26 protein-coding genes are annotated in these 19,897 nt (G+C 64.7%); 23 read left to right on the top strand and 3 right to left on the bottom strand.

The features are described from left to right. The first annotated feature begins 11 nt into the window (after positions 1–11). The 21 genes from rpsC to ISN38_RS06245 all read left to right on the top strand — a co-directional run bounded on the left by rpsC (position 12) and on the right by ISN38_RS06245 (position 11,692). Positions 12–746: a 30S ribosomal protein S3 gene (gene rpsC, locus ISN38_RS06345; RefSeq protein ID WP_003470660.1), complete on the top strand. Its 735-nt coding sequence runs from the start codon at positions 12–14 to the stop codon at positions 744–746. A 5-nt stretch (positions 747–751) separates the two neighbouring features. Continuing rightward, the gene (gene rplP, locus ISN38_RS06340; RefSeq protein ID WP_003470657.1) at positions 752–1,165 is read left to right on the top strand and encodes a 50S ribosomal protein L16; all 414 of its coding nucleotides are present in this window, start codon (positions 752–754) and stop codon (positions 1,163–1,165) included. Then, positions 1,165–1,350 carry a 50S ribosomal protein L29 gene (rpmC, locus tag ISN38_RS06335; protein ID WP_003470655.1) on the top strand — a complete coding sequence of 62 codons (186 nt, stop codon included), beginning with the start codon at positions 1,165–1,167 and terminating at the stop codon, positions 1,348–1,350. Before rplP ends, rpmC begins: the two co-directional genes overlap by 1 nt. 11 nt (positions 1,351–1,361) lie before the next feature. Next, positions 1,362–1,631: a 30S ribosomal protein S17 gene (gene rpsQ / locus ISN38_RS06330; RefSeq protein ID WP_003470653.1), complete on the top strand. Its 270-nt coding sequence runs from the start codon at positions 1,362–1,364 to the stop codon at positions 1,629–1,631. Between the two features lie 14 nt (positions 1,632–1,645). Further along, positions 1,646–2,014, top strand: coding sequence for a 50S ribosomal protein L14 (gene rplN, locus ISN38_RS06325; RefSeq protein ID WP_002811674.1), 369 nt, complete (start codon positions 1,646–1,648; stop codon positions 2,012–2,014). A 15-nt stretch (positions 2,015–2,029) separates the two neighbouring features. Continuing rightward, on the top strand, positions 2,030–2,347 hold the full coding sequence (gene rplX / locus ISN38_RS06320) for a 50S ribosomal protein L24 (RefSeq protein ID WP_003470651.1): 318 nt from the start codon (positions 2,030–2,032) through the stop codon (positions 2,345–2,347). An 11-nt stretch (positions 2,348–2,358) separates the two neighbouring features. Beyond that, on the top strand, positions 2,359–2,901 hold the full coding sequence (gene rplE, locus ISN38_RS06315) for a 50S ribosomal protein L5 (protein ID WP_003470649.1): 543 nt from the start codon (positions 2,359–2,361) through the stop codon (positions 2,899–2,901). Positions 2,902–2,911: 10 nt separating this feature from the next. After that, positions 2,912–3,217: a 30S ribosomal protein S14 gene (gene rpsN, locus ISN38_RS06310; protein WP_003470648.1), complete on the top strand. Its 306-nt coding sequence runs from the start codon at positions 2,912–2,914 to the stop codon at positions 3,215–3,217. 261 nt (positions 3,218–3,478) lie between these two features. After that, positions 3,479–3,877: a 30S ribosomal protein S8 gene (gene rpsH, locus ISN38_RS06305; RefSeq protein ID WP_003470646.1), complete on the top strand. Its 399-nt coding sequence runs from the start codon at positions 3,479–3,481 to the stop codon at positions 3,875–3,877. 16 nt (positions 3,878–3,893) lie between these two features. Next, entirely contained in the window at positions 3,894–4,421 is a 528-nt protein-coding gene (gene rplF, locus ISN38_RS06300) for a 50S ribosomal protein L6 (protein WP_003470644.1), read from the top strand. Positions 4,422–4,511: 90 nt separating this feature from the next. Continuing rightward, positions 4,512–4,871, top strand: coding sequence for a 50S ribosomal protein L18 (gene rplR, locus ISN38_RS06295; protein ID WP_003470642.1), 360 nt, complete (start codon positions 4,512–4,514; stop codon positions 4,869–4,871). A 157-nt stretch (positions 4,872–5,028) separates the two neighbouring features. After that, on the top strand, positions 5,029–5,574 hold the full coding sequence (gene rpsE, locus ISN38_RS06290) for a 30S ribosomal protein S5 (protein WP_003470641.1): 546 nt from the start codon (positions 5,029–5,031) through the stop codon (positions 5,572–5,574). Further along, complete coding sequence (gene rpmD / locus ISN38_RS06285) at positions 5,567–5,758, top strand: 50S ribosomal protein L30 (RefSeq protein WP_003470639.1); 192 nt, start codon at positions 5,567–5,569, stop codon at positions 5,756–5,758. The genes rpsE and rpmD overlap by 8 nt, the downstream gene beginning before the upstream one ends. 6 nt (positions 5,759–5,764) lie before the next feature. Beyond that, positions 5,765–6,208, top strand: a complete 444-nt coding sequence (rplO, locus tag ISN38_RS06280) for a 50S ribosomal protein L15 (RefSeq protein WP_003470637.1) — start codon at positions 5,765–5,767, stop codon at positions 6,206–6,208. A gap of 7 nt (positions 6,209–6,215) precedes the next feature. Further along, entirely contained in the window at positions 6,216–7,586 is a 1,371-nt protein-coding gene (secY, locus tag ISN38_RS06275; protein ID WP_003470636.1) for a preprotein translocase subunit SecY, read from the top strand. Positions 7,587–7,925: 339 nt separating this feature from the next. Continuing rightward, positions 7,926–8,282: a 30S ribosomal protein S13 gene (gene rpsM / locus ISN38_RS06270; protein ID WP_003470634.1), complete on the top strand. Its 357-nt coding sequence runs from the start codon at positions 7,926–7,928 to the stop codon at positions 8,280–8,282. A 9-nt stretch (positions 8,283–8,291) separates the two neighbouring features. Further along, positions 8,292–8,684, top strand: a complete 393-nt coding sequence (gene rpsK, locus ISN38_RS06265) for a 30S ribosomal protein S11 (protein WP_003470632.1) — start codon at positions 8,292–8,294, stop codon at positions 8,682–8,684. 14 nt (positions 8,685–8,698) lie between these two features. Further along, positions 8,699–9,328 (top strand): 30S ribosomal protein S4, encoded by a 630-nt coding sequence (gene rpsD / locus ISN38_RS06260; protein ID WP_003470630.1) that lies wholly within the window; start codon positions 8,699–8,701, stop codon positions 9,326–9,328. A 50-nt stretch (positions 9,329–9,378) separates the two neighbouring features. Beyond that, positions 9,379–10,377, top strand: coding sequence for a DNA-directed RNA polymerase subunit alpha (locus ISN38_RS06255; RefSeq protein ID WP_003470629.1), 999 nt, complete (start codon positions 9,379–9,381; stop codon positions 10,375–10,377). Positions 10,378–10,617: 240 nt separating this feature from the next. Beyond that, positions 10,618–11,004, top strand: coding sequence for a 50S ribosomal protein L17 (gene rplQ, locus ISN38_RS06250; RefSeq protein ID WP_003470628.1), 387 nt, complete (start codon positions 10,618–10,620; stop codon positions 11,002–11,004). Positions 11,005–11,179: 175 nt separating this feature from the next. Further along, positions 11,180–11,692, top strand: a complete 513-nt coding sequence (locus ISN38_RS06245; RefSeq protein WP_003479607.1) for a disulfide bond formation protein B — start codon at positions 11,180–11,182, stop codon at positions 11,690–11,692. Between the two features lie 366 nt (positions 11,693–12,058). Here ISN38_RS06245 and ISN38_RS06240 read toward each other — a convergent pair whose 3' ends face one another. After that, positions 12,059–14,194, bottom strand: a complete 2,136-nt coding sequence (locus ISN38_RS06240) for a TonB-dependent receptor (RefSeq protein ID WP_058358956.1) — start codon at positions 14,192–14,194, stop codon at positions 12,059–12,061. A 225-nt stretch (positions 14,195–14,419) separates the two neighbouring features. Here ISN38_RS06240 and ISN38_RS06235 point away from each other — a divergent pair, with 225 nt between their 5' ends. Both ISN38_RS06235 and ISN38_RS06230 read left to right on the top strand, forming a co-directional pair. Then, positions 14,420–15,817: a class II 3-deoxy-7-phosphoheptulonate synthase gene (locus ISN38_RS06235; protein ID WP_003470623.1), complete on the top strand. Its 1,398-nt coding sequence runs from the start codon at positions 14,420–14,422 to the stop codon at positions 15,815–15,817. Positions 15,818–15,930: 113 nt separating this feature from the next. Further along, positions 15,931–17,100, top strand: coding sequence for a mechanosensitive ion channel family protein (locus ISN38_RS06230; protein WP_087960515.1), 1,170 nt, complete (start codon positions 15,931–15,933; stop codon positions 17,098–17,100). A 327-nt stretch (positions 17,101–17,427) separates the two neighbouring features. On the opposite strand, the gene ISN38_RS06225 is transcribed toward ISN38_RS06230, so the two are convergent. After that, positions 17,428–17,910, bottom strand: a complete 483-nt coding sequence (locus tag ISN38_RS06225) for a DUF2127 domain-containing protein (protein ID WP_003470619.1) — start codon at positions 17,908–17,910, stop codon at positions 17,428–17,430. Between the two features lie 13 nt (positions 17,911–17,923). Then, entirely contained in the window at positions 17,924–19,753 is a 1,830-nt protein-coding gene (typA, locus tag ISN38_RS06220) for a translational GTPase TypA (protein ID WP_003470617.1), read from the bottom strand. Between the last annotated feature and the right edge of the window lie 144 nt (positions 19,754–19,897).

The following is a 19,897-nucleotide window of genomic DNA, read 5'->3' as shown; positions in this document are numbered from 1 at the left end:
AGGAAAAGACGATGGGTCATAAAGTTCATCCGATTGGAATCCGCCTGGGTGTCTCCAAGGACTGGAATTCCAAGTGGTACGCCAACAAGGGCGAGTTCGCCGGTTACCTGGCAGCCGACCTCAAGGTCCGTGAGATGCTGCGCAAGAAGTTGGCGCAGGCGGGCATCAGCAAGATCCTGATCGAGCGTCCGGCCAAGACCGCACGCGTGACGATCCACACCGCCCGCCCGGGCGTGGTGATCGGCAAGCGCGGTGAGGACATCGAGAAGCTGCGCAAGGAAGTGAGCGAGATGATGGGCGTCCCCGCCCACATCAACGTCACCGAAGTGCGCAAGCCGGAGCTGGATGCGCAGCTGGTCGCCGAGTCGATCGCGCAGCAGCTGGAGCGCCGCATCATGTTCCGCCGAGCGATGAAGCGCTCGGTCGGCAACGCGATGCGCCTGGGTGCCCTGGGCATCAAGGTCAACGTCGCCGGCCGCTTGAACGGTGCGGAAATCGCCCGTTCCGAGTGGTACCGCGAGGGCCGCGTGCCGCTGCATACGCTGCGTGCCGACATCGACTATGGCTTCGCCGAAGCCAAGACGACCTACGGCATCATCGGCATCAAGGTGTGGATCTACAAGGGCGAGATCTTCGATTTCTCCCAGGTTGGCCAGGAAAAGCAGGACGATTCCCCGCGCAACGATCGTAACGATCGCGGCGACCGCGGTGACCGTCCGTCGCGTCCGGCTCGTGAAGCGAGGTAACGGCAATGTTGCAACCCAAGCGAACCAAATACCGCAAGATGCACAAGGGCCGTAACGACGGCCTGGCATGGAGCGGCAACGCCGTCAGCTTCGGCGAGTACGGGCTGAAGGCCACCGCGCACGGTCAGCTGACCGCGCGCCAGATCGAAGCGGCGCGCCGCTCGATCAGCCGCTACGTCAAGCGCGGCGGCAAGATGTGGATCCGCGTGTTCCCGGACAAGCCGATCACCAAGAAGCCGATCGAAGTGCGAATGGGCTCCGGTAAGGGCAACGTCGAGTACTGGGTCGCCCAGATCCAGCCCGGTCGCATGATCTATGAAATCGAAGGCGTCGGCGAAGATGTCGCGCGCGAGGCGTTCCGCCTGGCCGCTGCCAAGCTTTCGGTGACCACCACCTTCGTGACCCGGACGGTACGCTGATGGACATCAAACAACTCCGCGAGAAGTCGGCTGACGATTTGAAGGCCCATCTGACCGATCTGCGCAAGGAGCAGTTCGCCCTGCGCATGCAGCAGGTCACCGGGCAGCTGCCGAAGACCCACGAAACCCGTCGGGTGCGCCGCGAGATTGCTCGCGTGAAGCACCTGATCGGCAGCACGAAGTAAGGATGGCCGCCATGAGCGACACTAACGAAAGCAAGACGCTGCGCACGGTCGAAGGCCGCGTCGTCAGCAACAAGATGGACAAGACCGTCACCGTGCTGGTGGAGCGTCAGGTCAAGCATGCGTTGTACGGCAAGTACATCAAGCGCTCGACCAAGCTCCACGCCCACGACGCCGACAACGCCTGCAACGAAGGCGATCTCGTGCGCGTGACCGAGATTGCGCCGATGTCCAAGACCAAGAACTGGCGGGTGGTTGAAATCGTCACCCGTTCGGCCGACTAAGGGAGATCTGAATCATGATCCAGATGCAGAGCTACCTCGACGTCGCCGACAACTCCGGTGCCAAGGAAGTGATGTGCATCAAGGTGCTCGGCGGCTCCAAGCGCCGCTACGCACGCATTGGCGACATCATCAAGGTCACCGTCAAGGACGCGATCCCGCGCGGCAAGGTCAAGAAGGGCGAAGTCTACGACGCCGTCGTGGTGCGCACCCGCAAGGGTGTGCGTCGTCCCGACGGTTCGCTGATCCGTTTCGACGGCAACGCTGCGGTATTGCTCAACAACAAGCAGGAGCCGATCGGCACGCGCATCTTCGGGCCTGTTACCCGCGAGCTGCGGTCCGAGAAGTTCATGAAGATCGTCTCGCTCGCTCCTGAAGTGCTGTGAGCGGAGGACATACACATGGCTAACCGTATCAAGAAGGGCGACCAGGTCGTCGTCACTACTGGCAAGGACAAGGGCAAGCAGGGCGAAATCGTCCGTGTCGACGGCGATCGGGTGATCGTCTCCAACGCGAACATCGTCAAGCGCCATACCAAGCCGAACCCGCAGGCAGGCGTTGCCGGCGGCGTGGTCGAGCGTGAAGCGTCGATCCATATCTCCAACGTGGCGATCGTCAACCCGGCATCGGGCAAGGGCGAGCGCGTTGGCTTCAAGGTGCTGGAGGATGGACGCAAACTGCGTGTGTTCCGCTCCAGCGGTGAGGCGCTCGACGCCTGAGGAATGACACAATGAATTCCCGTCTCGAAAAGATTTACAAGGAAGAAGTGGTACCGGCTCTGATGAAGAAGTTCGGTTACACCAATCCGATGCAAGTGCCGAAGCTGGTCAAGGTCACCCTCAACATGGGCGTGGGCGAGGCGGCGACGAACAAGAAGATCCTGGAAAACGCCGTGGCCGACATGGCCAAGGTTTCCGGCCAGAAGCCGGTGGTCACCAAGTCGCGTATCTCGGTGGCGTCATTCAAGATCCGCGATGGTTGGCCGATCGGCTGCAAGACCACACTGCGTCGCGGCAAGATGTACGAGTTCCTGGACCGCCTGATCAACATCTCGCTGCCGCGCGTGCGCGACTTCCGCGGTGTGTCCGGTCGTTCGTTCGACGGTCGCGGCAACTTCAACATGGGCGTGAAGGAACAGATCATCTTCCCGGAAATCGACTTCGACGCCGTCGATGCGATCCGCGGTATGGATATCGCCATCACCACCACCGCCAAGACCGACGCCGAAGCGAAGGCGCTGCTCGAAGCGTTCAAGTTTCCGTTCCGTAATTAAGGGTTAGACAATGGCAAAGACCTCCATGGTCAACCGCGACCTCAAGCGGAAGAAGCTGGCGAAGAAGTTCGCCGACAAGCGCGACGCGCTGAAGAAGATCATCTCCGCCGACAGCTCGTCCTACGACGAGAAGGCCGAGGCGGTGATCAAGCTGCAGAAGCTGCCGCGCGATTCCTCGCCGTGCCGTCATCGCACCCGTTGCGAGCTGTCCGGTCGTCCGCGCGCCGTGTACCGCAAGTTCGGCCTCGGCCGCAACATGCTGCGCAAGGCGACGATGAACGGCGACGTGCCTGGCCTGCGCAAGGCCAGCTGGTAACAACCGGCGGTCCCGGCTCCGTTCGCGGAGCCCGGGGCAGGGCAGTCGCCCGTCCGCGTGCTGTTCAGTCAACGAGTCCGACGCAAGTCGGACTTTTTGTCGTATAATCCCGCTCCTTGCCTGCGCCTGGCAGGGGGGGGCGGAAAACAGGCCCTGGCCTTCTTCAGGACGCTCCACGCTTCACATCACCGCGTCATTCCACAGTTACACATCACAAGATTTTCGCGAAAGCGGATATCGGTGCACTCAAAGGTAGACACCATGAGCATGACTGATCCCATCGCCGACCTGCTGGTCCGCATCAAGAATGCGGCCGCGGTTGGCAAGCCGACGGTGAAAATGCCGTCCTCCAAGATCAAGGTTGCAATCGCAGAAGTGCTGAAGGCCGAAGGCTACATCGGCGACCTGCGCGTCAATCCGATCGAGAACAACAAGTCCGAACTGGAAATCGTGCTGAAGTATTTCGAGGGCCGTCCGGTCATCGATACGCTCAAGCGCGTGTCCCGTTCGGGTCTGCGTCAGTATCGCGGTAAGGCTGAGTTGCCGAAGGTTCTCGGCGGCCTGGGCGTTGCCATCATTTCCACGTCCAAGGGCATCATGACCGATGCGCAGGCCCGTCAGGCCGGCGTCGGTGGCGAAGTCCTGTGCTTCGTGGCCTAAGGGAAGGAGCAAGTAAATGTCCCGCGTAGCCAAGAAGCCGATTTCCCTCCCCAAGGGCGTCGAACTGAATGTCCAGCCCGAGCTGGTGAGCGTCAAGGGCCCGAAGGGTACCCTGTCGCTGATCAAGCCCGCTGGCGTCGAAATCAAGCAGGAAGACGGTGTCGCCACGCTGTCGGCCAACGACCCGTCGCAGATCGCCATCACCGGCACCGTCCGCGCGATCCTGGCGAACATGGTGCACGGCGTGTCCGAAGGCTTCGAGCGCAAGCTTGAGCTGGTCGGCGTCGGTTACCGTGCCACGATGCAGGGCAAGGACCTGAGCCTGGCGCTCGGTTTCTCGCACCCGGTCCTGTTCACGGCGCCGGAAGGCATCACCCTGGCCACCCCGACTCAGACCGAGATCGTGGTGCAGGGCACCGACAAGCAGCGCGTCGGCGAAGTCGCCGCCAAGATCCGCGGTTTCCGTCCGCCGGAGCCCTACAAGGGCAAGGGTGTGAAGTACGCCGGTGAAGCCATCATTCGCAAGGAAGCCAAGAAGGCATAAGGCAGGTCCTGCTGCGAGGAGCCCGGCCATCCATGGCCGGATTCTTCGACGCAAAAGCCTGTTCTCCTTCAGCTTCCGTAGGACATAGACATGACCATCAACAAGAACATCGCCCGCCTGCGCCGCGCCAAGTCGACCCGTGCGCACATCCGCGAACTCGGCGTCGCGCGCCTGTCGGTGCTGCGCACCGGTCAGCACCTGTACGCGCAGGTCTTCACTGCCGACGGCTCCAAGGTGATCGCTGCGGCGAACACCCTGCAGGCCGACGTCAAGGACGGCCTGAAGAGCGGCAAGAACAGCGAGGCGGCCGTCAAGGTCGGCAAGCTGATCGCCGAGCGCGCCAAGGCTGCGGGCATCGAGAAGGTCGCCTTCGACCGCTCGGGCTACCGCTACCACGGCCGCATCAAGGCGCTGGCCGACGCCGCGCGCGAAGGCGGCCTGCAGTTCTGATCCTTGCGGGTGCGGCGTCCACGCCGCGCCCGACCTGCCGATGCGGGTTGCATCGGACCTTGGCGCGCCTTGTGTGCGCGTCCGGGGAACACGGTTCCAGTCAACAACTACAAGCGGCATGCAAGCCGTAAATCTTTCAACTACCAAGGAATACACAATGGCTGAAGAACAGCGTGCACCGCGGGGTCGTGATCGCGACCGCAACCGCGAAGAGAAAGTCGACGACGGCATGATCGAGAAGCTGGTCGCGGTCAACCGCGTCAGCAAGACGGTCAAGGGCGGTCGCCAGTTCACCTTCACCGCGCTGACCGTGGTCGGCGACGGCAACGGCAAGATCGGCTTCGGTTACGGCAAGGCGCGCGAAGTGCCGGTCGCGATCCAGAAGTCGATGGAATATGCGCGCAAGGGCATGCTCAACATCGATCTGAACAACGGCACCCTGTGGCACGCGGTGAAGTCCGGCCACGGCGCGGCGCGCGTGTTCATGATGCCGGCGTCGGAAGGTACTGGCGTCATCGCCGGCGGCGCGATGCGCGCCGTGCTGGAAGCGGTCGGGGTCAAGAACGTGCTGGCCAAAGCCGTCGGTTCGCGCAACCCGATCAATCTGGTGCGCGCTACGCTGCGCGGCCTGGAAGACATGCAGTCGCCGTCGCGCATTGCGGCCAAGCGGGGCAAGAAGGTGGAGGAGCTCAACCATGGCTAATGCGTCCAACAAGACGGTGAAGGTGCGCCTGGTGCGCGGCCTTCGTGGTACCCAGTCGCGTCACCGCCTGTCGGTGCGTGCGCTGGGCCTGAACAAGCTCAACGATGTGCGTGAACTGAAGGACAGCCCGCAGGTGCGCGGCCTGATCAACAAGGTTCACTACCTCGTCCAGGTTGAGGAGTAAGCGACCATGACTTTGCATCTGAATGATCTGAAGCCCGCCGAAGGCGCGCGGACCGAGCGCACCCGCGTCGGTCGCGGCATCGGCTCGGGCCTGGGCAAGACCTGCGGCCGCGGCCACAAGGGTTCGTTCGCGCGCAAGGGCGGCGGCAAGATCAAGGCCGGCTTCGAAGGCGGCCAGACCCCCATGCAGCGCCGTCTGCCGAAGATCGGCTTCCGTTCCAAGATGGCCAAGGACACGGCCGAAGTGCTGTCCTACCAGCTCGACAACCTGCCGGAAGGCGAGATCGATTTCGCCGCGCTGCGCGCTGCCAAGCTGGTCCCGAGCACCGCGAAGAAGGCAAAGGTCGTCCTCAAGGGCGAGCTGAGCAAGAAGTTCGTGCTCAAGGGCATCGCTGCGACCGCCGGTGCCAAGGCGGCAATCGAAGCTGCCGGCGGCAGCGTGCAGGAGTAACACGCAGATGGCGCAGGCTGGCATGGGTAACCTCGGCGGCGGGCTTGGCAAGTTCACGGAACTTCGCCAGCGCCTGTTGTTCGTTCTCGGCGCATTGATCGTCTACCGCATCGGTTGCTACGTGCCGGTGCCGGGCGTCAATCCCGAAGCCATGCTTGCGCTGATGCAGGCGCAGGGCGGCGGCATCGTGGACATGTTCAACATGTTCTCGGGCGGCGCCCTGCACCGTTTCAGCATCTTCGCGCTGAACGTGATGCCGTACATCTCGGCATCGATCGTGATCCAGTTGGCCACACACATCTTCCCGTCGCTGAAGGCGATGCAGAAGGAAGGCGAGTCCGGCCGGCGCAAGATCACCCAATATTCGCGCATCGGCGCGGTGCTGCTGGCGGTGGTGCAGGGCGGCAGTATCGCGCTGGCGTTGCAGAACCAGACCGCACCGGGCGGTGCGCCGGTCGTGTACGCGCCGGGTATGGGCTTCGTGCTCACCGCGGTGATCGCGCTGACCGCCGGCACCATCTTCCTGATGTGGGTCGGCGAGCAGGTCACCGAGCGCGGCATCGGCAACGGCGTGTCGCTGATCATCTTCGCCGGCATCGTCGCCGGCCTGCCGGCAGCGTCGATCCAGACCGTGGAAGCCTACCGCGACGGCAACATGAGCTTCATTTCGCTGTTGCTGATCGTGCTGACCATCCTCGCCTTCACCCTGTTCGTGGTGTTCGTCGAGCGCGGGCAGCGGCGTATCACTGTGAACTACGCTCGGCGCCAGGGCGGGCGTAACGCGTACATGAACCAGACCTCGTTCCTGCCGCTGAAGTTGAACATGGCAGGCGTGATTCCGCCGATCTTCGCATCGAGCATCCTCGCTTTCCCGGCGACGCTGTCGATGTGGTCGGGCCAGGCCGCGTCCAACAGCACCTTCGGCAGCGTGCTGCAGCGCATCGCCAATGCCCTCGGGCCGGGCGAGCCGGTGCACATGATCGTGTTCGCCGCGTTGATCATCGGTTTCGCTTTCTTCTATACCGCGCTGGTGTTCAACTCGCAGGAAACCGCGGACAACCTGAAGAAGTCCGGCGCGCTCATTCCGGGCATCCGTCCGGGCAAGGCCACGGCCGACTACGTCGACGGCGTGCTGACCCGGCTGACCGCCGCTGGCTCGCTGTACCTGGTGATCGTGTGCCTGCTGCCGGAAATCATGCGCACCCAGCTCGGCACCTCGTTCCATTTCGGCGGCACCTCGCTGTTGATCGCGGTCGTGGTGGTGATGGACTTCATCGCGCAGATCCAGGCGCACCTGATGTCGCACCAGTACGAAAGCCTGTTGAAGAAGGCCAACCTCAAGGGTGGCTCGCGCGGCGGCGGTTTCGCCCGCGGTTGATTGCTATAATTTGACTTCCTTCCGCGAAGACGCCCCGGTTCCCGGGCGCAGTCTTCCGACTTGAAGGGCGGCCCATGCAGCGGTCTCGTGCGTGGGTGCGACGTGGTGGTCCTGCGCTGGAGTAGCGCGGGCGGCCAAGGTGGATCCTCACCTGGGCCAACGACGTCCGGCGCCGGAGCATGGGCACACTCCCCATGCCGGGCTTGCGGAACCGAACGGTTCCGCGGGCTTCCATGTAACCCGAGACCTTGCTAGACTTACAAGTTCACTTTTTGATCCATCCTGCCGGATGGCGCCGCAGTGCGCCGTCGGGCCATCACTCAGTTGGAGAACCGCGTCATGGCGCGTATTGCAGGCGTCAACCTGCCAGCCCAGAAGCACGTCTGGGTCGGGTTGCAAAGCATTTTCGGCATCGGCCGTACCCGTTCCAAGAAGGTCTGCGAAGCCGCAGGCGTGACCTCGAGCACCAAGATCCGTGACCTGTCCGAACCGGAAATCGAGCGCCTGCGCCTCGAAGTCGGCAAGTACATCGTCGAAGGCGACCTGCGTCGCGAAGTGGGCATCGCCATCAAGCGACTGATGGACCTGGGCTGCTACCGCGGCCTGCGTCATCGTCGTGGCCTGCCGCTGCGTGGTCAGCGCACCCGCACCAACGCCCGCACCCGCAAGGGCCCGCGCAAGGCGATCAGGAAGTAAGGGACAGACATGGCTAAGCCCGCAGCAGCAAAGACCAAGAAGAAGATCAAGCGCGTCGTCACCGACGGCGTCGCCCACGTCCACGCTTCGTTCAACAACACCATCGTGACCATCACCGACCGCCAGGGCAATGCATTGTCCTGGGCGACCTCCGGTGGCGCCGGTTTCCGCGGTTCGCGCAAGTCCACGCCGTTCGCGGCGCAGGTTGCCGCCGAGAAGGCCGGGCGCGCTGCGCTCGACTACGGCGTGAAGTCGCTGGAAGTGCGCATCAAGGGCCCGGGTCCGGGTCGCGAGTCCGCCGTCCGTTCGTTGAACAACGTCGGATACAAGATCACCAACATCATCGACGTGACGCCTATCCCGCACAACGGGTGCCGTCCGCCGAAGAAGCGTCGCGTCTAAAGGAGCGATAAGAAATGGCTCGTTATATCGGTCCTACCTGTAAGCTCGCGCGCCGTGAAGGCGCCGATCTTTCCCTCAAGAGCCCGGCGCGTGCGCTGGACTCCAAGTGCAAGCTGGAGCAAAAGCCCGGCCAGCACGGCGCGACCGCCCGCAAGGGCAAGCTGTCCGACTACGCCACCCAGCTGCGCGAAAAGCAGAAGGTCAAGCGTATCTACGGTCTGCTGGAGCGTCAGTTCCGCAACTACTACAAGAAGGCCTCGACCAAGAAGGGCAACACCGGCGAGAACCTGCTGCAGCTGCTGGAAACCCGCCTGGACAACGTCGTCTACCGCATGGGCTTCGCCGTCACCCGTCCGGCCGCGCGCCAGCTGGTGTCGCACCGTGGCGTGTTGGTCAACGGCAAGTCGGTGAACCTGGCTTCGTACCAGGTCAAGGCCGGCGACGCGATCACCCTGTCGGAAAAGGCGCAGAAGCAGCTTCGCGTGCAAGAAGCGCTGACCGTTGCCGAAACGCACGACCTGAACCCGTCCTGGGTCGAGGTCGATTCGAAGAAGTTCAGCGGCATCTTCAAGGCCGTGCCGGATCGTGCGGACCTGCCTGCTGACATCAACGAAGCGCTGATCGTCGAGTTGTATTCGAAGTAATCACATTGGAGAGCCTCCGGCAACGGAGGCTCGTCAGGAGAACCCGCAACATGACGGTTACCGCCAACCAGGTTCTGCGCCCCCGTGGGCCGCAGATCGAACGCCTTACCGACAACCGCGCCAAGGTCGTAATCGAGCCCTTGGAGCGCGGGTATGGGCATACGCTGGGCAATGCCCTGCGTCGCGTGCTGTTGTCCTCGATCCCCGGCTTCGCGATCACCGAAGTCGAGATCGACGGCGTGCTGCACGAGTACACCACGGTCGAAGGGCTGCAGGAGGACGTGCTGGATGTCCTGCTCAACCTCAAGGACGTGGCCATCCGCATACACACGGGTGACAGCGCCACGCTGTCGCTGTCCAAGCAGGGTCCGGGCACGGTCACTGCCGCCGACATCAAGACCGACCACAACGTCGAGATCCTCAACAACGACCACGTGATCTGCCACCTGACCAAGGATATGGCGATCAACATGCGTCTGAAGATCGAGCGTGGCTTCGGCTACCAGCCGGCTGCCGCGCGTCGCCGTCCGGACGAGGAGACCCGCACCATCGGTCGCCTGATCCTGGATGCGTCGTTCTCGCCGGTGCGTCGTGTTGCCTACGCGGTCGAATCTGCGCGCGTCGAGCAGCGCACCGACCTGGACAAGCTGGTCCTGGACATCGAGACCAACGGCACGATCGATGCCGAGGAAGCCGTGCGCACCGCCGCCGACATCCTTAGCGATCAGCTGTCGGTGTTCGGCGACTTCACCCATCGCGACCGTGGCGCAGCCAAGCCGGCCAGCAACGGCGTGGATCCGGTGCTGCTGCGTCCGATCGACGATCTGGAACTGACCGTGCGTTCGGCCAACTGCCTGAAGGCCGAGAGCATCTACTACATCGGCGATCTGATCCAGAAGACCGAAGTGGAACTGCTCAAGACCCCGAACCTCGGCAAGAAGTCGCTGACCGAGATCAAGGAAGTGCTGGCCCAGCGTGGCCTGTCGCTCGGCATGAAGCTGGAGAACTGGCCGCCGGCCGGCGTCGCCCAGCACGGCATGCTCGGCTAAGCACACGCACCTGGCCGATGCCGCACCGGCATCGGCCGCGGACGTTGCCTGCCAGCGCACGCACGGGCGCCCTCGCGGCGGCTCGCGCAGCATCAATGCACCACTACGTCGACGGGCCGCTAAACCCGCGGCGTTGTCCGGTCAAGGACGGCCGGCTCGGACCATCCGCAGTCCATTGTTCAGCGCCAGGACGGCGACAGCGATTTCCAGCAGTTTCAATTTTCCATAGGAACCAAGACCATGCGTCACCAGAAATCCGGCCGCAAATTCAACCGCACCAGCGCCCATCGCCAGGCGATGTTTTCCAACATGGCGGCCTCGCTGTTCAAGCACGAGCTGATCAAGACCACCTTGCCGAAGGCCAAGGAACTGCGTCGCGTCGCCGAGCCGCTGATCACCATTGCCAAGGTCGATGGCGTCGCCAACCGCCGTCTGGCCTTCTCGCGTCTGCGCGACAAGGAAGCGGTGGGTAAGCTGTTCGTCGAGCTGGGCCCGCGTTATCAGTCGCGTCCGGGTGGCTACCTGCGCATCCTGAAGTGCGGCTTCCGCGCCGGCGACAACGCGCCGATGGCGTACGTCGAGCTGGTCGATCGCCCGACCGCGATTGCCGAGGAAGTGGCCGAGTAACTCCGGTCCGCACCGTGTCAGCAAGAAGCCCGGCATGTCCGGGCTTTTTTGCGTCCGGGGCTTAGGGTTTGCGCCGCGCGCGTGGCGCGCTCGCTGCGCGCAAGAACGCACGGCACATGGTGGCGAGGCGGGCGATGGCGGATAATGCGCGGACTGTTCATGTGAGCCCGACCCGATGAACCCGTTACGCTGGAGTTTCCGCGCGCAGTTCCTGTTCGGCTTTCTGATCTGTGCCGGGCTGCTGGGCTATGCGATCTACGTGCAGCTGCAGCTGGGCATCGAGCCCTGTCCGCTATGCATCTTCCAGCGCATCGCGTTCGCCGCGCTGGGTCTGCTGTTCCTGCTTGGCGCCTTGCACGGCCCGGCGCGCAGCGGCGGGCGCAAGGTCTATGGCGTGCTGGCGTTCCTGGCCGCGGCCATCGGCGCCGGCATCTCCACCAAGCACGTGTCGGTGCAGCTGTTTCCCGATCCGATGGCCTCCTGCGGTCCGCCGCTGAGCTTTCTGCGCGAGACGCTAGGGCCGTTCGAGGTGCTGCGCCGGGTGCTGACCGGGACCGGCGACTGCGGCAATATCGACTGGCGCTTCCTCGGCCTGTCGATGCCGATGTGGTGCCTGATCTGTTTCGTGGCACTGGCGCTGTTCGCGCTGTATGCCGGGTTCAAGGCCCGGCGGCGTTCGCTGCACTGAGATTCCCGTGTGCTGGGCGCTTGCCATCGGCTGAGAGTGAGCGCACTTGTAGGAGCGGCTTCAGCCGCGACCGAACCCTATCGGTAAGGTCCTGTCGCGACTGAAGTCGCTCCTACAGGAGAGTTGCGGCAAGCCTGCCGGGTGCACTGTGGGCGGGACTTCAATCCCGACTGCATGCCGGTTCCGAGAATTCACCACGCCGCTCGTTGTGGCTGAAGACAGTTGACTTCTACAGTGTCCTGTAGCGGTAAACGGATGGCGTGCCGCGGGTAGCGGCGGCGCGACCGCTGCTAACGATCGCTGCGCCGCACCCATCCATGCATCTAGGCCGGCCCGTCGCGGGCGCGGCCTGTCTGCGCAGTTGCCTCAGAAATCCTGCTGCAGGCTCAGGTAGACGCCACGGCGCGGCGCCCATTGCGGGGCGAACACGCCGATGCCGCCGCCGTCGCGCAGCTGGTAGGCGCGATCGAGCACGTTGAGCACCGCCACCTGCGCGTGCAGCGGATGCGCGCTGAGCGCGAAGTCGTGGCCGGCGCTGAGGTTCAGCTGGAAATACGAAGGCAGTGCGGCGCCGTTGGGCACGGTGTCGGTATCGGTGCGCAGGCCGCTGCCGAACAGGTAGTTGGCGCCGATCCGGCTGGCATCGTCGATCGCGTAGCTGATGCCACCGGACGAGGTGAACTTCTGGTCGTGGTCCAGGTGGATCCAGTTGTCGTAGGCGTAGGCCAGCGCATCGGGATCGAAGTTGTACAGGCTGGTCATGACCCGCTTGCCCATCGCCTTGCTGTAGGCGACGTTGAAGTAGGCAGTGACCGGCCCGTTGCTGTAGTCGGCGCTGAACTCGGCACCGCGGATACGGCCGTAGTGGTAGTTGAAAGTGGAATAGACGTAGGCGGCGCCGAACTGGCCTTCGTCCTGCAAGCGGTCGACCTTGCGGTAGTAGGTGTCCAGGCCCAGGGTCAGGTGATCGCTGACCACCTGCGAGATGCCCATGTCGTAGTAGTCGCTACGCTCGCTCAGCGGCGTGGTCGCGCCGCCGGCGGTGGACTGCTGGTTGGTGGTGCCGTCGTATAGCGCGATGTCGCTGGTGGAGATCAGTTCGCTGGCCGGCGGGGTGAAGTAGCGCGCATAGCCGGCGTGCACGGTTGTGTCGGCGCTGGCCTGCCAGACCACGCCCAGGCGCGGGCTCAGCTGGCCTTCGGTGGTGCCGAACGCCTTGTAGCGGTCGCCGCGCACGCCGTAGTTCACGGTCCAGTCGTCGCCGATCTTCCATTCGTCCTGCATGTACAGCGCATAGGTGCTGGCGTGGAAGCGGCTGGCGTCGGGGATGAAGATCGGCGCGTTGCCGCTCTGGCTGCCGTCGGCATCGGCCGGGAACACGTAGGAATTGTTGCTGGCGACGGCATGCTCGAAGTTGCCGTACACGCCGTAGCGCAAGGTGTGCGCATCGCCGAGCGGGGTGGAGAAGTCGGCCTGCGCGGTGTTGGCGCGGTTGCTGCGGTCCACCTGCGAGGCGACACCGTTGAAGATCAGGTCGCCGGCGACGTCGGGCGAGAACGCGACGCTGCTGTAGCGCTGCCCGGCCGACAGCTGGTAGCTGGTGGCGCCGAGCGAACCCTGCAGCACCAGGGTGCCGAAGCGGGTGTTCTCGCGCTGGTTCTCGTCAAGCTTGGACGAGTCAAAGTCGGTCGTGCCCAGGTAATCGAACGCCGGCGTTTGCTCGGGATTGTTCGGGATCTGGAAGCGGTTGTTGGCGTAGCCGACCAGCAGGCTGAGCCGGGTGTTCTCGTCGATCAGGTAGCTGAGGTCGGCGAAGCCTTTGCCCTGGCGGGTCTTGTCGTGCTCGGGGTTGCGGCTGTTGACCGGATTCTCCAGGCCGAGCTTGTTCTGCTCGTAGTCGCCGGTGACGAACCAGCTCCAGCGGTCGCTGCTGCCCCACCAGGAGGCGTTCGGATTGAGCGTGCCGTAGGAGCCGCCGGTGATGCCGACGCTGCCTCCGTTGCCCAGTTCCACGCCGCTCTTGGTGGTGATGTCCACCACCGCCGCGGTGCGCTCGCCGAACTGCGCCGGCAGCGCGCCGTCGAGCAGCTTGATGCTCTTGATCGTGCGCGGGTCCAGGCTCTGGCCGAAACCGGAAATGGATTCGGGGATCAGCACGCCGTTGATGCGGTACTGCAAATTGGCGTGGTCGCCACGCACGTGGATGCCGCCGTAGGAATCCTGGACCACGCCCGGGGCCTGCAGCAGTACCTGGTTGAGCGGGGTGGAGGCGCCCAGCGGCAAGCGCTCGATGTCTTCGGCGGTGATCGCGTACTGGCTACTGCCGATGTCCGGCGACAGCGCGTTGCGTGCCGCCTCCAGCTTGGCGGTGACGGTGACCGCATCCAGGTCGGTGGTGTGCTGGGGGCCAGCATCGGCGCTGGCGGCATCGGCGGCGAGTGCGAAGCCGGGGGCGGCCAGCAGGACGAGGGCGATGGCGGCGGAAAGGGGGCGGGGCGTCATGGCGTAGGCGAGACCTGAAATGGAAGGGATACAAATTTGTAATGTAATAACATTCTACTTTTGCGGCGGCGCTGGCGTAGGTCGGAAGTCATGGCTGGCTTGCGCGCTTTGCCTGGCGTTCATGTCCCGGCGTCGGTTACGGCCACGGCTGCGCGCGCGCTTCACTTAGTGCTTTGCGTCGCGGCCAGGCTCTGCGAACATCGCAGGTTGCCAAGGAGTCCTTTCATGAGCCTGTCCGTCCCCGCCGCCGCGTCCGAATCCACCCAGCCGTCCTGGGCGCCTGCCAGTTGGCGCGGCAAACCCGCGCTGCAGATGCCGGTGTATCCAGACGCGCAGGCGCTGGAGGCGACGCTGGGCGAATTGCGCCACCTGCCGCCGCTGGTCACCTCGTGGGAGATCTTCGCGCTGAAGAAGCAACTGGCCGAGGCGCAGGAAGGCAAGCGTTTCCTGCTGCAGGGCGGCGATTGCGCGGAGAACTTCAGCGATTGCGAGTCCGCCACGATCTCCAACCGACTCAAGGTACTGCTGCAGATGAGCCTGGTGCTGGTGCACGGCTTGCGCCTGCCGGTCGTGCGGGTGGGACGTTACGCCGGTCAGTACGCCAAGCCGCGCTCGGCCGATACCGAGACTCGCGACGGGGTGACCCTGCCCAGCTACCGCGGCGACGTGGTCAACGGCCCGGAGTTCACCGCGCAGGCGCGTGTGCCCGATCCGCGGCGGATGATCACCGCGCACTCGCGTTCGGCGATGACGATGAATTTCGTGCGTGCGCTGATCGATGGCGGCTTCGCCGACCTGCACCATCCCGAGTACTGGAACCTGAGCTGGGTCGGCTACTCGCCGCTGGCCGAGGACTACCAGAAGATGGTGTCCTCGATCGGCGATGCGGTGCGCTTCATGGAGACGCTGTCCGGCGCGCAGCTGTACAACCTCAACCGGGTCGATTTCTACACCTCGCACGAAGCGCTGCTGCTGCCGTACGAGGAAGCGCTGACCCGCGAGGTGCCGCGGCAGTGGGGCTGGTTCAACCTCAGCACGCACTATCCGTGGATCGGCATGCGCACCGCCGCGCTGGACGGCGCGCACGTGGAGTATTTCCGCGGCATCCGCAATCCGATCGCGATCAAGGTCGGGCCGTCGGCGCAGCCGGACCAGTTGCTGCGCCTGATCGACGTGCTCAATCCCGAGGACGAACCGGGCCGGTTGACCTTCATCCACCGCATGGGCGCGGCGCAGATCGCGCAGAAACTGCCGCCGCTGCTGGATGCGGTGAAGCGCGACGGCCGCCGCGTGCTGTGGGTGTGCGATGCGATGCACGGCAATACCGAGAGCACCAGCAACGGCTACAAGACGCGGCGCTACGACAACGTGCTGGGCGAGGTGGAGCAATCGTTCGACATCCATGCCGCGGCCGGCACGCGGCTGGGCGGCGTGCATCTGGAACTGACCGGCGAAGACGTCACCGAATGCACCGGCGGCGCACGCGAGCTGACCGAGCGCGACCTGGAGCGGGCCTACCGCTCCAGCGTGGACCCGCGCTTGAACTACGAGCAGTCGCTGGAGATCGCGCTGGCGATCGTGCGCAAGCAGAACGGGCGCAGCGTACCGCTGACGACTGACTGAGGCCGCGCCAAGCGCGCGGCTGGCGAGCGCATCGCGCCGCTCGACATCGCGCTCATACCCGCTTTGCCACACTGTCGCGCCTCCTCCCTCCCTTCAAGGAGCGCATCTTGAATCTGGATCTCAACTGGATCCCGTTGCGCACTTACACGCTGCCGATCGGCGCCGCGGTGGTGCTCGGCTTCCTGGCCTGGTGGCTGTTGCTGCGCATCGCGCAGCGCATGCGCGGGCGCGACTACCGGCGCGCGCGCATCGTGGGCGTGCTCAGCGTGCCGATGGCGTTCCTGCTGCCGATGCTGATGCTCAGCTTCGCGCTGGAATCCACGCCGCTGGAGCAGCGCGCGCTGACCGACCTGCAGCACTTGCTGCACATCGGCATGATCGGCTGCGTGACCTGGCTGCTGGTACGTGGCGCCGCCGCGCTGGAAGCGGCGATTCTGCGCAGCTATCCGATCGAAGTGGCCGACAATCTGGCCGCGCGGCGCATCCAGACTCAGACCCGGGTGCTGGCGCGCGTGGCGATGGGAACCATCATCCTGCTCGGCACCTCGGTGGTGCTGCTGACCTTCCCGGCGGTACGCCAGATCGGCACCACGCTGCTGGCCTCGGCCGGCATCATCGGCCTGGTCGCCGGCATCGCCGCCAAGCCGGTGTTCGGCAACCTGATCGCTGGCCTGCAGATCGCCTTGACCCAGCCGATCCGGCTCGACGACGTGGTCATCGTCGAAGGCGAGTGGGGCCGCATCGAGGAGATCGGCAGTTCCTACGTGGTGGTGCGCATCTGGGACGAGCGGCGCATGGTGGTGCCGTTGACCTGGTTCATCGAGAACCCGTTCCAGAACTGGACGCGCAGCAGTGCCGACCTGCTCGGCACCGCGTTCCTGTGGCTGGACTACCGCACGCCGATGCCGCAACTGCGCGCCGAGCTGGAACGGATCTGCAAGAGCGAGCCGCTGTGGGATGGTCGCGTCTGCGTGACCCAGGTGACCGAGACCAGCGAGAACACGATTCAGGTGCGCCTGTTGGTCAGCGCACGCAATTCCAGCGATGCGTTCGACCTGCGCTGCATCGTGCGCGAGCGGATGATCGATTTCCTGACCCGCGAACATCCGTATGCCTTGCCGAGGATGCGCGCGGAGATCTCTTCGGATACCGCACGCGCGTCACAGCGGCCGCCATCGACGAGCAGCGACTCGTCGGCGATGCGCTCGCCCGGCGCCGAGGATGGCGCGCCAGCGGCGACAGGGCTGCAGGATCCGGACGCGCCGCGGCCGGATAAGGCATAGCGCTGCGTTCGTGCCGTGTCGTCGTTGCGACAGGCGCCTGCCGCGTCCGTGCGCTGCTGCTGGCGCATCGCTCGCAGGCAATGCACCAGGCAACGCACCCTGCAGGAGCCACTGTCAGCCGCGACTGGCGAAGTGGTGAATTGCCCGAACTTGCATGCAGTCGGGACTGAAGTCCCTCCTGCAAACGACCTCCTGGCGCGATTGCGCTGCACAAGCCTTTGTGGGTGCGACTTCAGTGCCGACGAGCGCATCGGCAGAGTCCCCGGGAGTGGTTCTCCAGGAGGCTATGCGGATCGGCAAACCGGGCGGGTGCCTGCCCGCAGACGCTCAGAGCGCAGGACGTCGCCGGCGCCGAACCAGGTCGCGGGCCAGGATGCCGACCACGGCCAGATTGATCGCCAGGACCGCCCAGGACGCCCAGCCGGGATGGCGGACGATTGCATAGATGTCGAACGGCAGATAGATCGCGGCGGAAACGCAGCCGAGCATCGATGCCCAGGCCTTGGCGCGCCACAGGCCCCAGGCTTCGACGATGTGCAGCACGCCGTAGGCGAGCATGCCGGCGGCGGCCAGGTGCACCGCGCCGGGATTGATCATGGTGAGCAGCGACGGCAGCGCGCCGTGCTCCGGGTCCAGGCTGAAACGCACGATCAGCCGGCCCACCGCCGCACGCAGCGGCAGTGGGCCCAACAGTTCCAGGCCCGTGGCCGCGAGCACCGCGAGCAGGCCCTTGCCGGCCTCCAGCAGTGCGATCAGGTGCAGGCCCGGATGCGCATGCGGATCCGGGTTGTACGCCTTCTTGCTGGCCACGGGGAGTCGGCGATCAGCCGCCGCGACCGGCGCGCTTGCGATCGCTTTCGGTCAGGAACTTCTTGCGCAGGCGGATTTCCTTCGGGGTGACTTCGACCAGCTCGTCGTCCTCGATGAAGTCCAGCGCCTGTTCCAGCGTGTACTTGATCGCCGGGGTCAGCTTGATCGCATCGTCCTTGCCAGACGCGCGCATGTTGGTCAGCGGCTTAGTCTTGATCGCGTTGACGGTCAGATCGTTGTCCTTGGAGTGGATACCGATCAGCTGGCCTTCGTACACGTTGTCGCCTTCGGCGGCGAACAGGCGGCCACGCTCTTCCAGCGGCCCCAGCGAGTAGGCGGGGGTGGCGCCGGCGGCGTTGGCGATCATCACGCCGTTCTGGCGCTTGGCGATGGCGCCCTGTTCCTTCGGACCGTAATGGTCGAACACGTGGAACAGCAGGCCCGAACCCTGGGTCAGGGTGCGGAACTCGTTCTGGAAGCCGATCAGGCCACGCGCCGGGATCATGTAGTCCAGGCGCACGCGGCCCTTGCCGTCCGGCTCCATGTTCTTCAGCTGGCCCTTGCGCACGCCCAGCTTCTCCATCACGCCGCCCTGGTGCTGCTCTTCGATGTCCACCACCAGTTGCTCGACCGGCTCCATCAGCTTGCCGTCGATTTCCTTGACGATGACTTCCGGGCGCGACACGGCCAACTCGAAGCCTTCGCGGCGCATGTTTTCGATCAGCACCGACAGGTGCAGCTCGCCGCGGCCGGAGACCAGGAACTTGTCCGGGTCCGAGCCTTCCTCGACCTTCAGCGCGACGTTGTGCAGCGTCTCGCGCTCCAGGCGCTCGCGGATCTGGCGGCTGGTGATGAACTTGCCGCCGCTGTGTTCCTTGCTGCCGGCGAACGGCGAGTTGTTGACCTGGAAGGTCATCGAGATGGTCGGCTCGTCCACGGTCAGCGCCGGCAGCGCCTCCGGGGTATCGAGCGCGCAGATGGTGTCGGAGATGCTCATGTCGGCCACGCCGGAGATGGCGACGATGTCGCCGGCCTCGGCCTCTTCCACTTCCACCCGCTCCAGACCCATGAAGCCCAGCACCTGCAGGATCTTGCCCTGGCGCTTCTTGCCTTCGCGGTCGACGATGCTGACCGGCATGTTCTTCTTGACCTTGCCGCGCTGGATGCGACCGATGCCGATCAGGCCGACGAAGTTGTTGTAGTCCAGCTGGCTGATGCGCATCTGGAACGGGCCGTCCGGGTCCACCTGCGGCGGCGCCACGTGCTTCATGATCGCTTCGTACAGCGGGGTCATGTCGCCTTCGCGGGCGCTGTCGTCCAGGCTCGCGTAGCCGTGCAGCGCCGAGGCGTAGACGATCGGGAAGTCGAGCTGCTCGTTGGTCGCGCCGAGCTTGTCGAACAGGTCGAACACCTGGTCGATCACCCAGTCCGGACGCGCGCCGGGGCGGTCGATCTTGTTGACCACCACGATCGGCTTGAAGCCCATCGCGAAGGCCTTCTGGGTCACGAAGCGGGTCTGCGGCATCGGCCCGTCCATCGCGTCGACCAGGATCAGCACCGAGTCCACCATCGACAGCACGCGCTCCACTTCGCCGCCGAAGTCGGCGTGTCCGGGGGTGTCGACGATGTTGATGCGGTTGCCCTGCCAGGTGATGGCCGTGTTCTTGGCCAGGATCGTGATGCCACGCTCCTTTTCCTGATCGTTGCTGTCCATCACGCGCTCGGCCAGGACCGTGCGCTCGGAGAGGGTGCCGGACTGCTTCAGCAGGCAGTCGACGAGGGTGGTCTTGCCATGATCGACGTGGGCGACGATGGCGATATTGCGAAGATTTTCGATGGACATGCGAAAGGGGGCCAACCGGCGCCAGAAAGGAAGGAGAGTAAGCCTCCTAGTATACCCGCATCCCGGCACGCCTGCCGGTTCAGGATTCAGGCGGCGAGGACAAGGCCGTTGGCAGTGCGGGAAGCGGGCCAAACAGGCCGCCGT

The sequence above is a fragment of the Xanthomonas translucens pv. undulosa genome (assembly GCF_017301775.1).
Lineage (GTDB): Bacteria > Pseudomonadota > Gammaproteobacteria > Xanthomonadales > Xanthomonadaceae > Xanthomonas_A > Xanthomonas_A translucens.
The sequence above is the reverse complement of the archived record's forward strand: the minus strand, read 5'-3'. Positions and strand labels throughout refer to the sequence as shown.

Bases quoted from the DNA above. Each gene is read 5' to 3' on its own strand.
- ISN38_RS06240 (WP_058358956.1), bottom strand. From the start codon at position 14,194: ATGACGCCCCGCCCCCTTTCCGCCGCCATCGCCCTCGTCCTGCTGGCC.
- rpsK (WP_003470632.1), top strand. From the start codon at position 8,292: ATGGCTAAGCCCGCAGCAGCAAAGACCAAGAAGAAGATCAAGCGCGTC.
- rplO (WP_003470637.1), top strand. From the start codon at position 5,765: ATGACTTTGCATCTGAATGATCTGAAGCCCGCCGAAGGCGCGCGGACC.
- rplN (WP_002811674.1), top strand. From the start codon at position 1,646: ATGATCCAGATGCAGAGCTACCTCGACGTCGCCGACAACTCCGGTGCC.
- rpsC (WP_003470660.1), top strand. From the start codon at position 12: ATGGGTCATAAAGTTCATCCGATTGGAATCCGCCTGGGTGTCTCCAAG.
- rplQ (WP_003470628.1), top strand. From the start codon at position 10,618: ATGCGTCACCAGAAATCCGGCCGCAAATTCAACCGCACCAGCGCCCAT.
- ISN38_RS06255 (WP_003470629.1), top strand. From the start codon at position 9,379: ATGACGGTTACCGCCAACCAGGTTCTGCGCCCCCGTGGGCCGCAGATC.
- rpsQ (WP_003470653.1), top strand. From the start codon at position 1,362: ATGAGCGACACTAACGAAAGCAAGACGCTGCGCACGGTCGAAGGCCGC.
- secY (WP_003470636.1), top strand. From the start codon at position 6,216: ATGGCGCAGGCTGGCATGGGTAACCTCGGCGGCGGGCTTGGCAAGTTC.
- typA (WP_003470617.1), bottom strand. From the start codon at position 19,753: ATGTCCATCGAAAATCTTCGCAATATCGCCATCGTCGCCCACGTCGAT.
- rpmD (WP_003470639.1), top strand. From the start codon at position 5,567: ATGGCTAATGCGTCCAACAAGACGGTGAAGGTGCGCCTGGTGCGCGGC.
- rpmC (WP_003470655.1), top strand. From the start codon at position 1,165: ATGGACATCAAACAACTCCGCGAGAAGTCGGCTGACGATTTGAAGGCC.
- rpsH (WP_003470646.1), top strand. From the start codon at position 3,479: ATGAGCATGACTGATCCCATCGCCGACCTGCTGGTCCGCATCAAGAAT.
- ISN38_RS06245 (WP_003479607.1), top strand. From the start codon at position 11,180: ATGAACCCGTTACGCTGGAGTTTCCGCGCGCAGTTCCTGTTCGGCTTT.
- rplP (WP_003470657.1), top strand. From the start codon at position 752: ATGTTGCAACCCAAGCGAACCAAATACCGCAAGATGCACAAGGGCCGT.
- rplF (WP_003470644.1), top strand. From the start codon at position 3,894: ATGTCCCGCGTAGCCAAGAAGCCGATTTCCCTCCCCAAGGGCGTCGAA.
- rpsN (WP_003470648.1), top strand. From the start codon at position 2,912: ATGGCAAAGACCTCCATGGTCAACCGCGACCTCAAGCGGAAGAAGCTG.
- rplX (WP_003470651.1), top strand. From the start codon at position 2,030: ATGGCTAACCGTATCAAGAAGGGCGACCAGGTCGTCGTCACTACTGGC.
- rplE (WP_003470649.1), top strand. From the start codon at position 2,359: ATGAATTCCCGTCTCGAAAAGATTTACAAGGAAGAAGTGGTACCGGCT.
- rplR (WP_003470642.1), top strand. From the start codon at position 4,512: ATGACCATCAACAAGAACATCGCCCGCCTGCGCCGCGCCAAGTCGACC.
- rpsM (WP_003470634.1), top strand. From the start codon at position 7,926: ATGGCGCGTATTGCAGGCGTCAACCTGCCAGCCCAGAAGCACGTCTGG.
- ISN38_RS06235 (WP_003470623.1), top strand. From the start codon at position 14,420: ATGAGCCTGTCCGTCCCCGCCGCCGCGTCCGAATCCACCCAGCCGTCC.
- rpsD (WP_003470630.1), top strand. From the start codon at position 8,699: ATGGCTCGTTATATCGGTCCTACCTGTAAGCTCGCGCGCCGTGAAGGC.
- rpsE (WP_003470641.1), top strand. From the start codon at position 5,029: ATGGCTGAAGAACAGCGTGCACCGCGGGGTCGTGATCGCGACCGCAAC.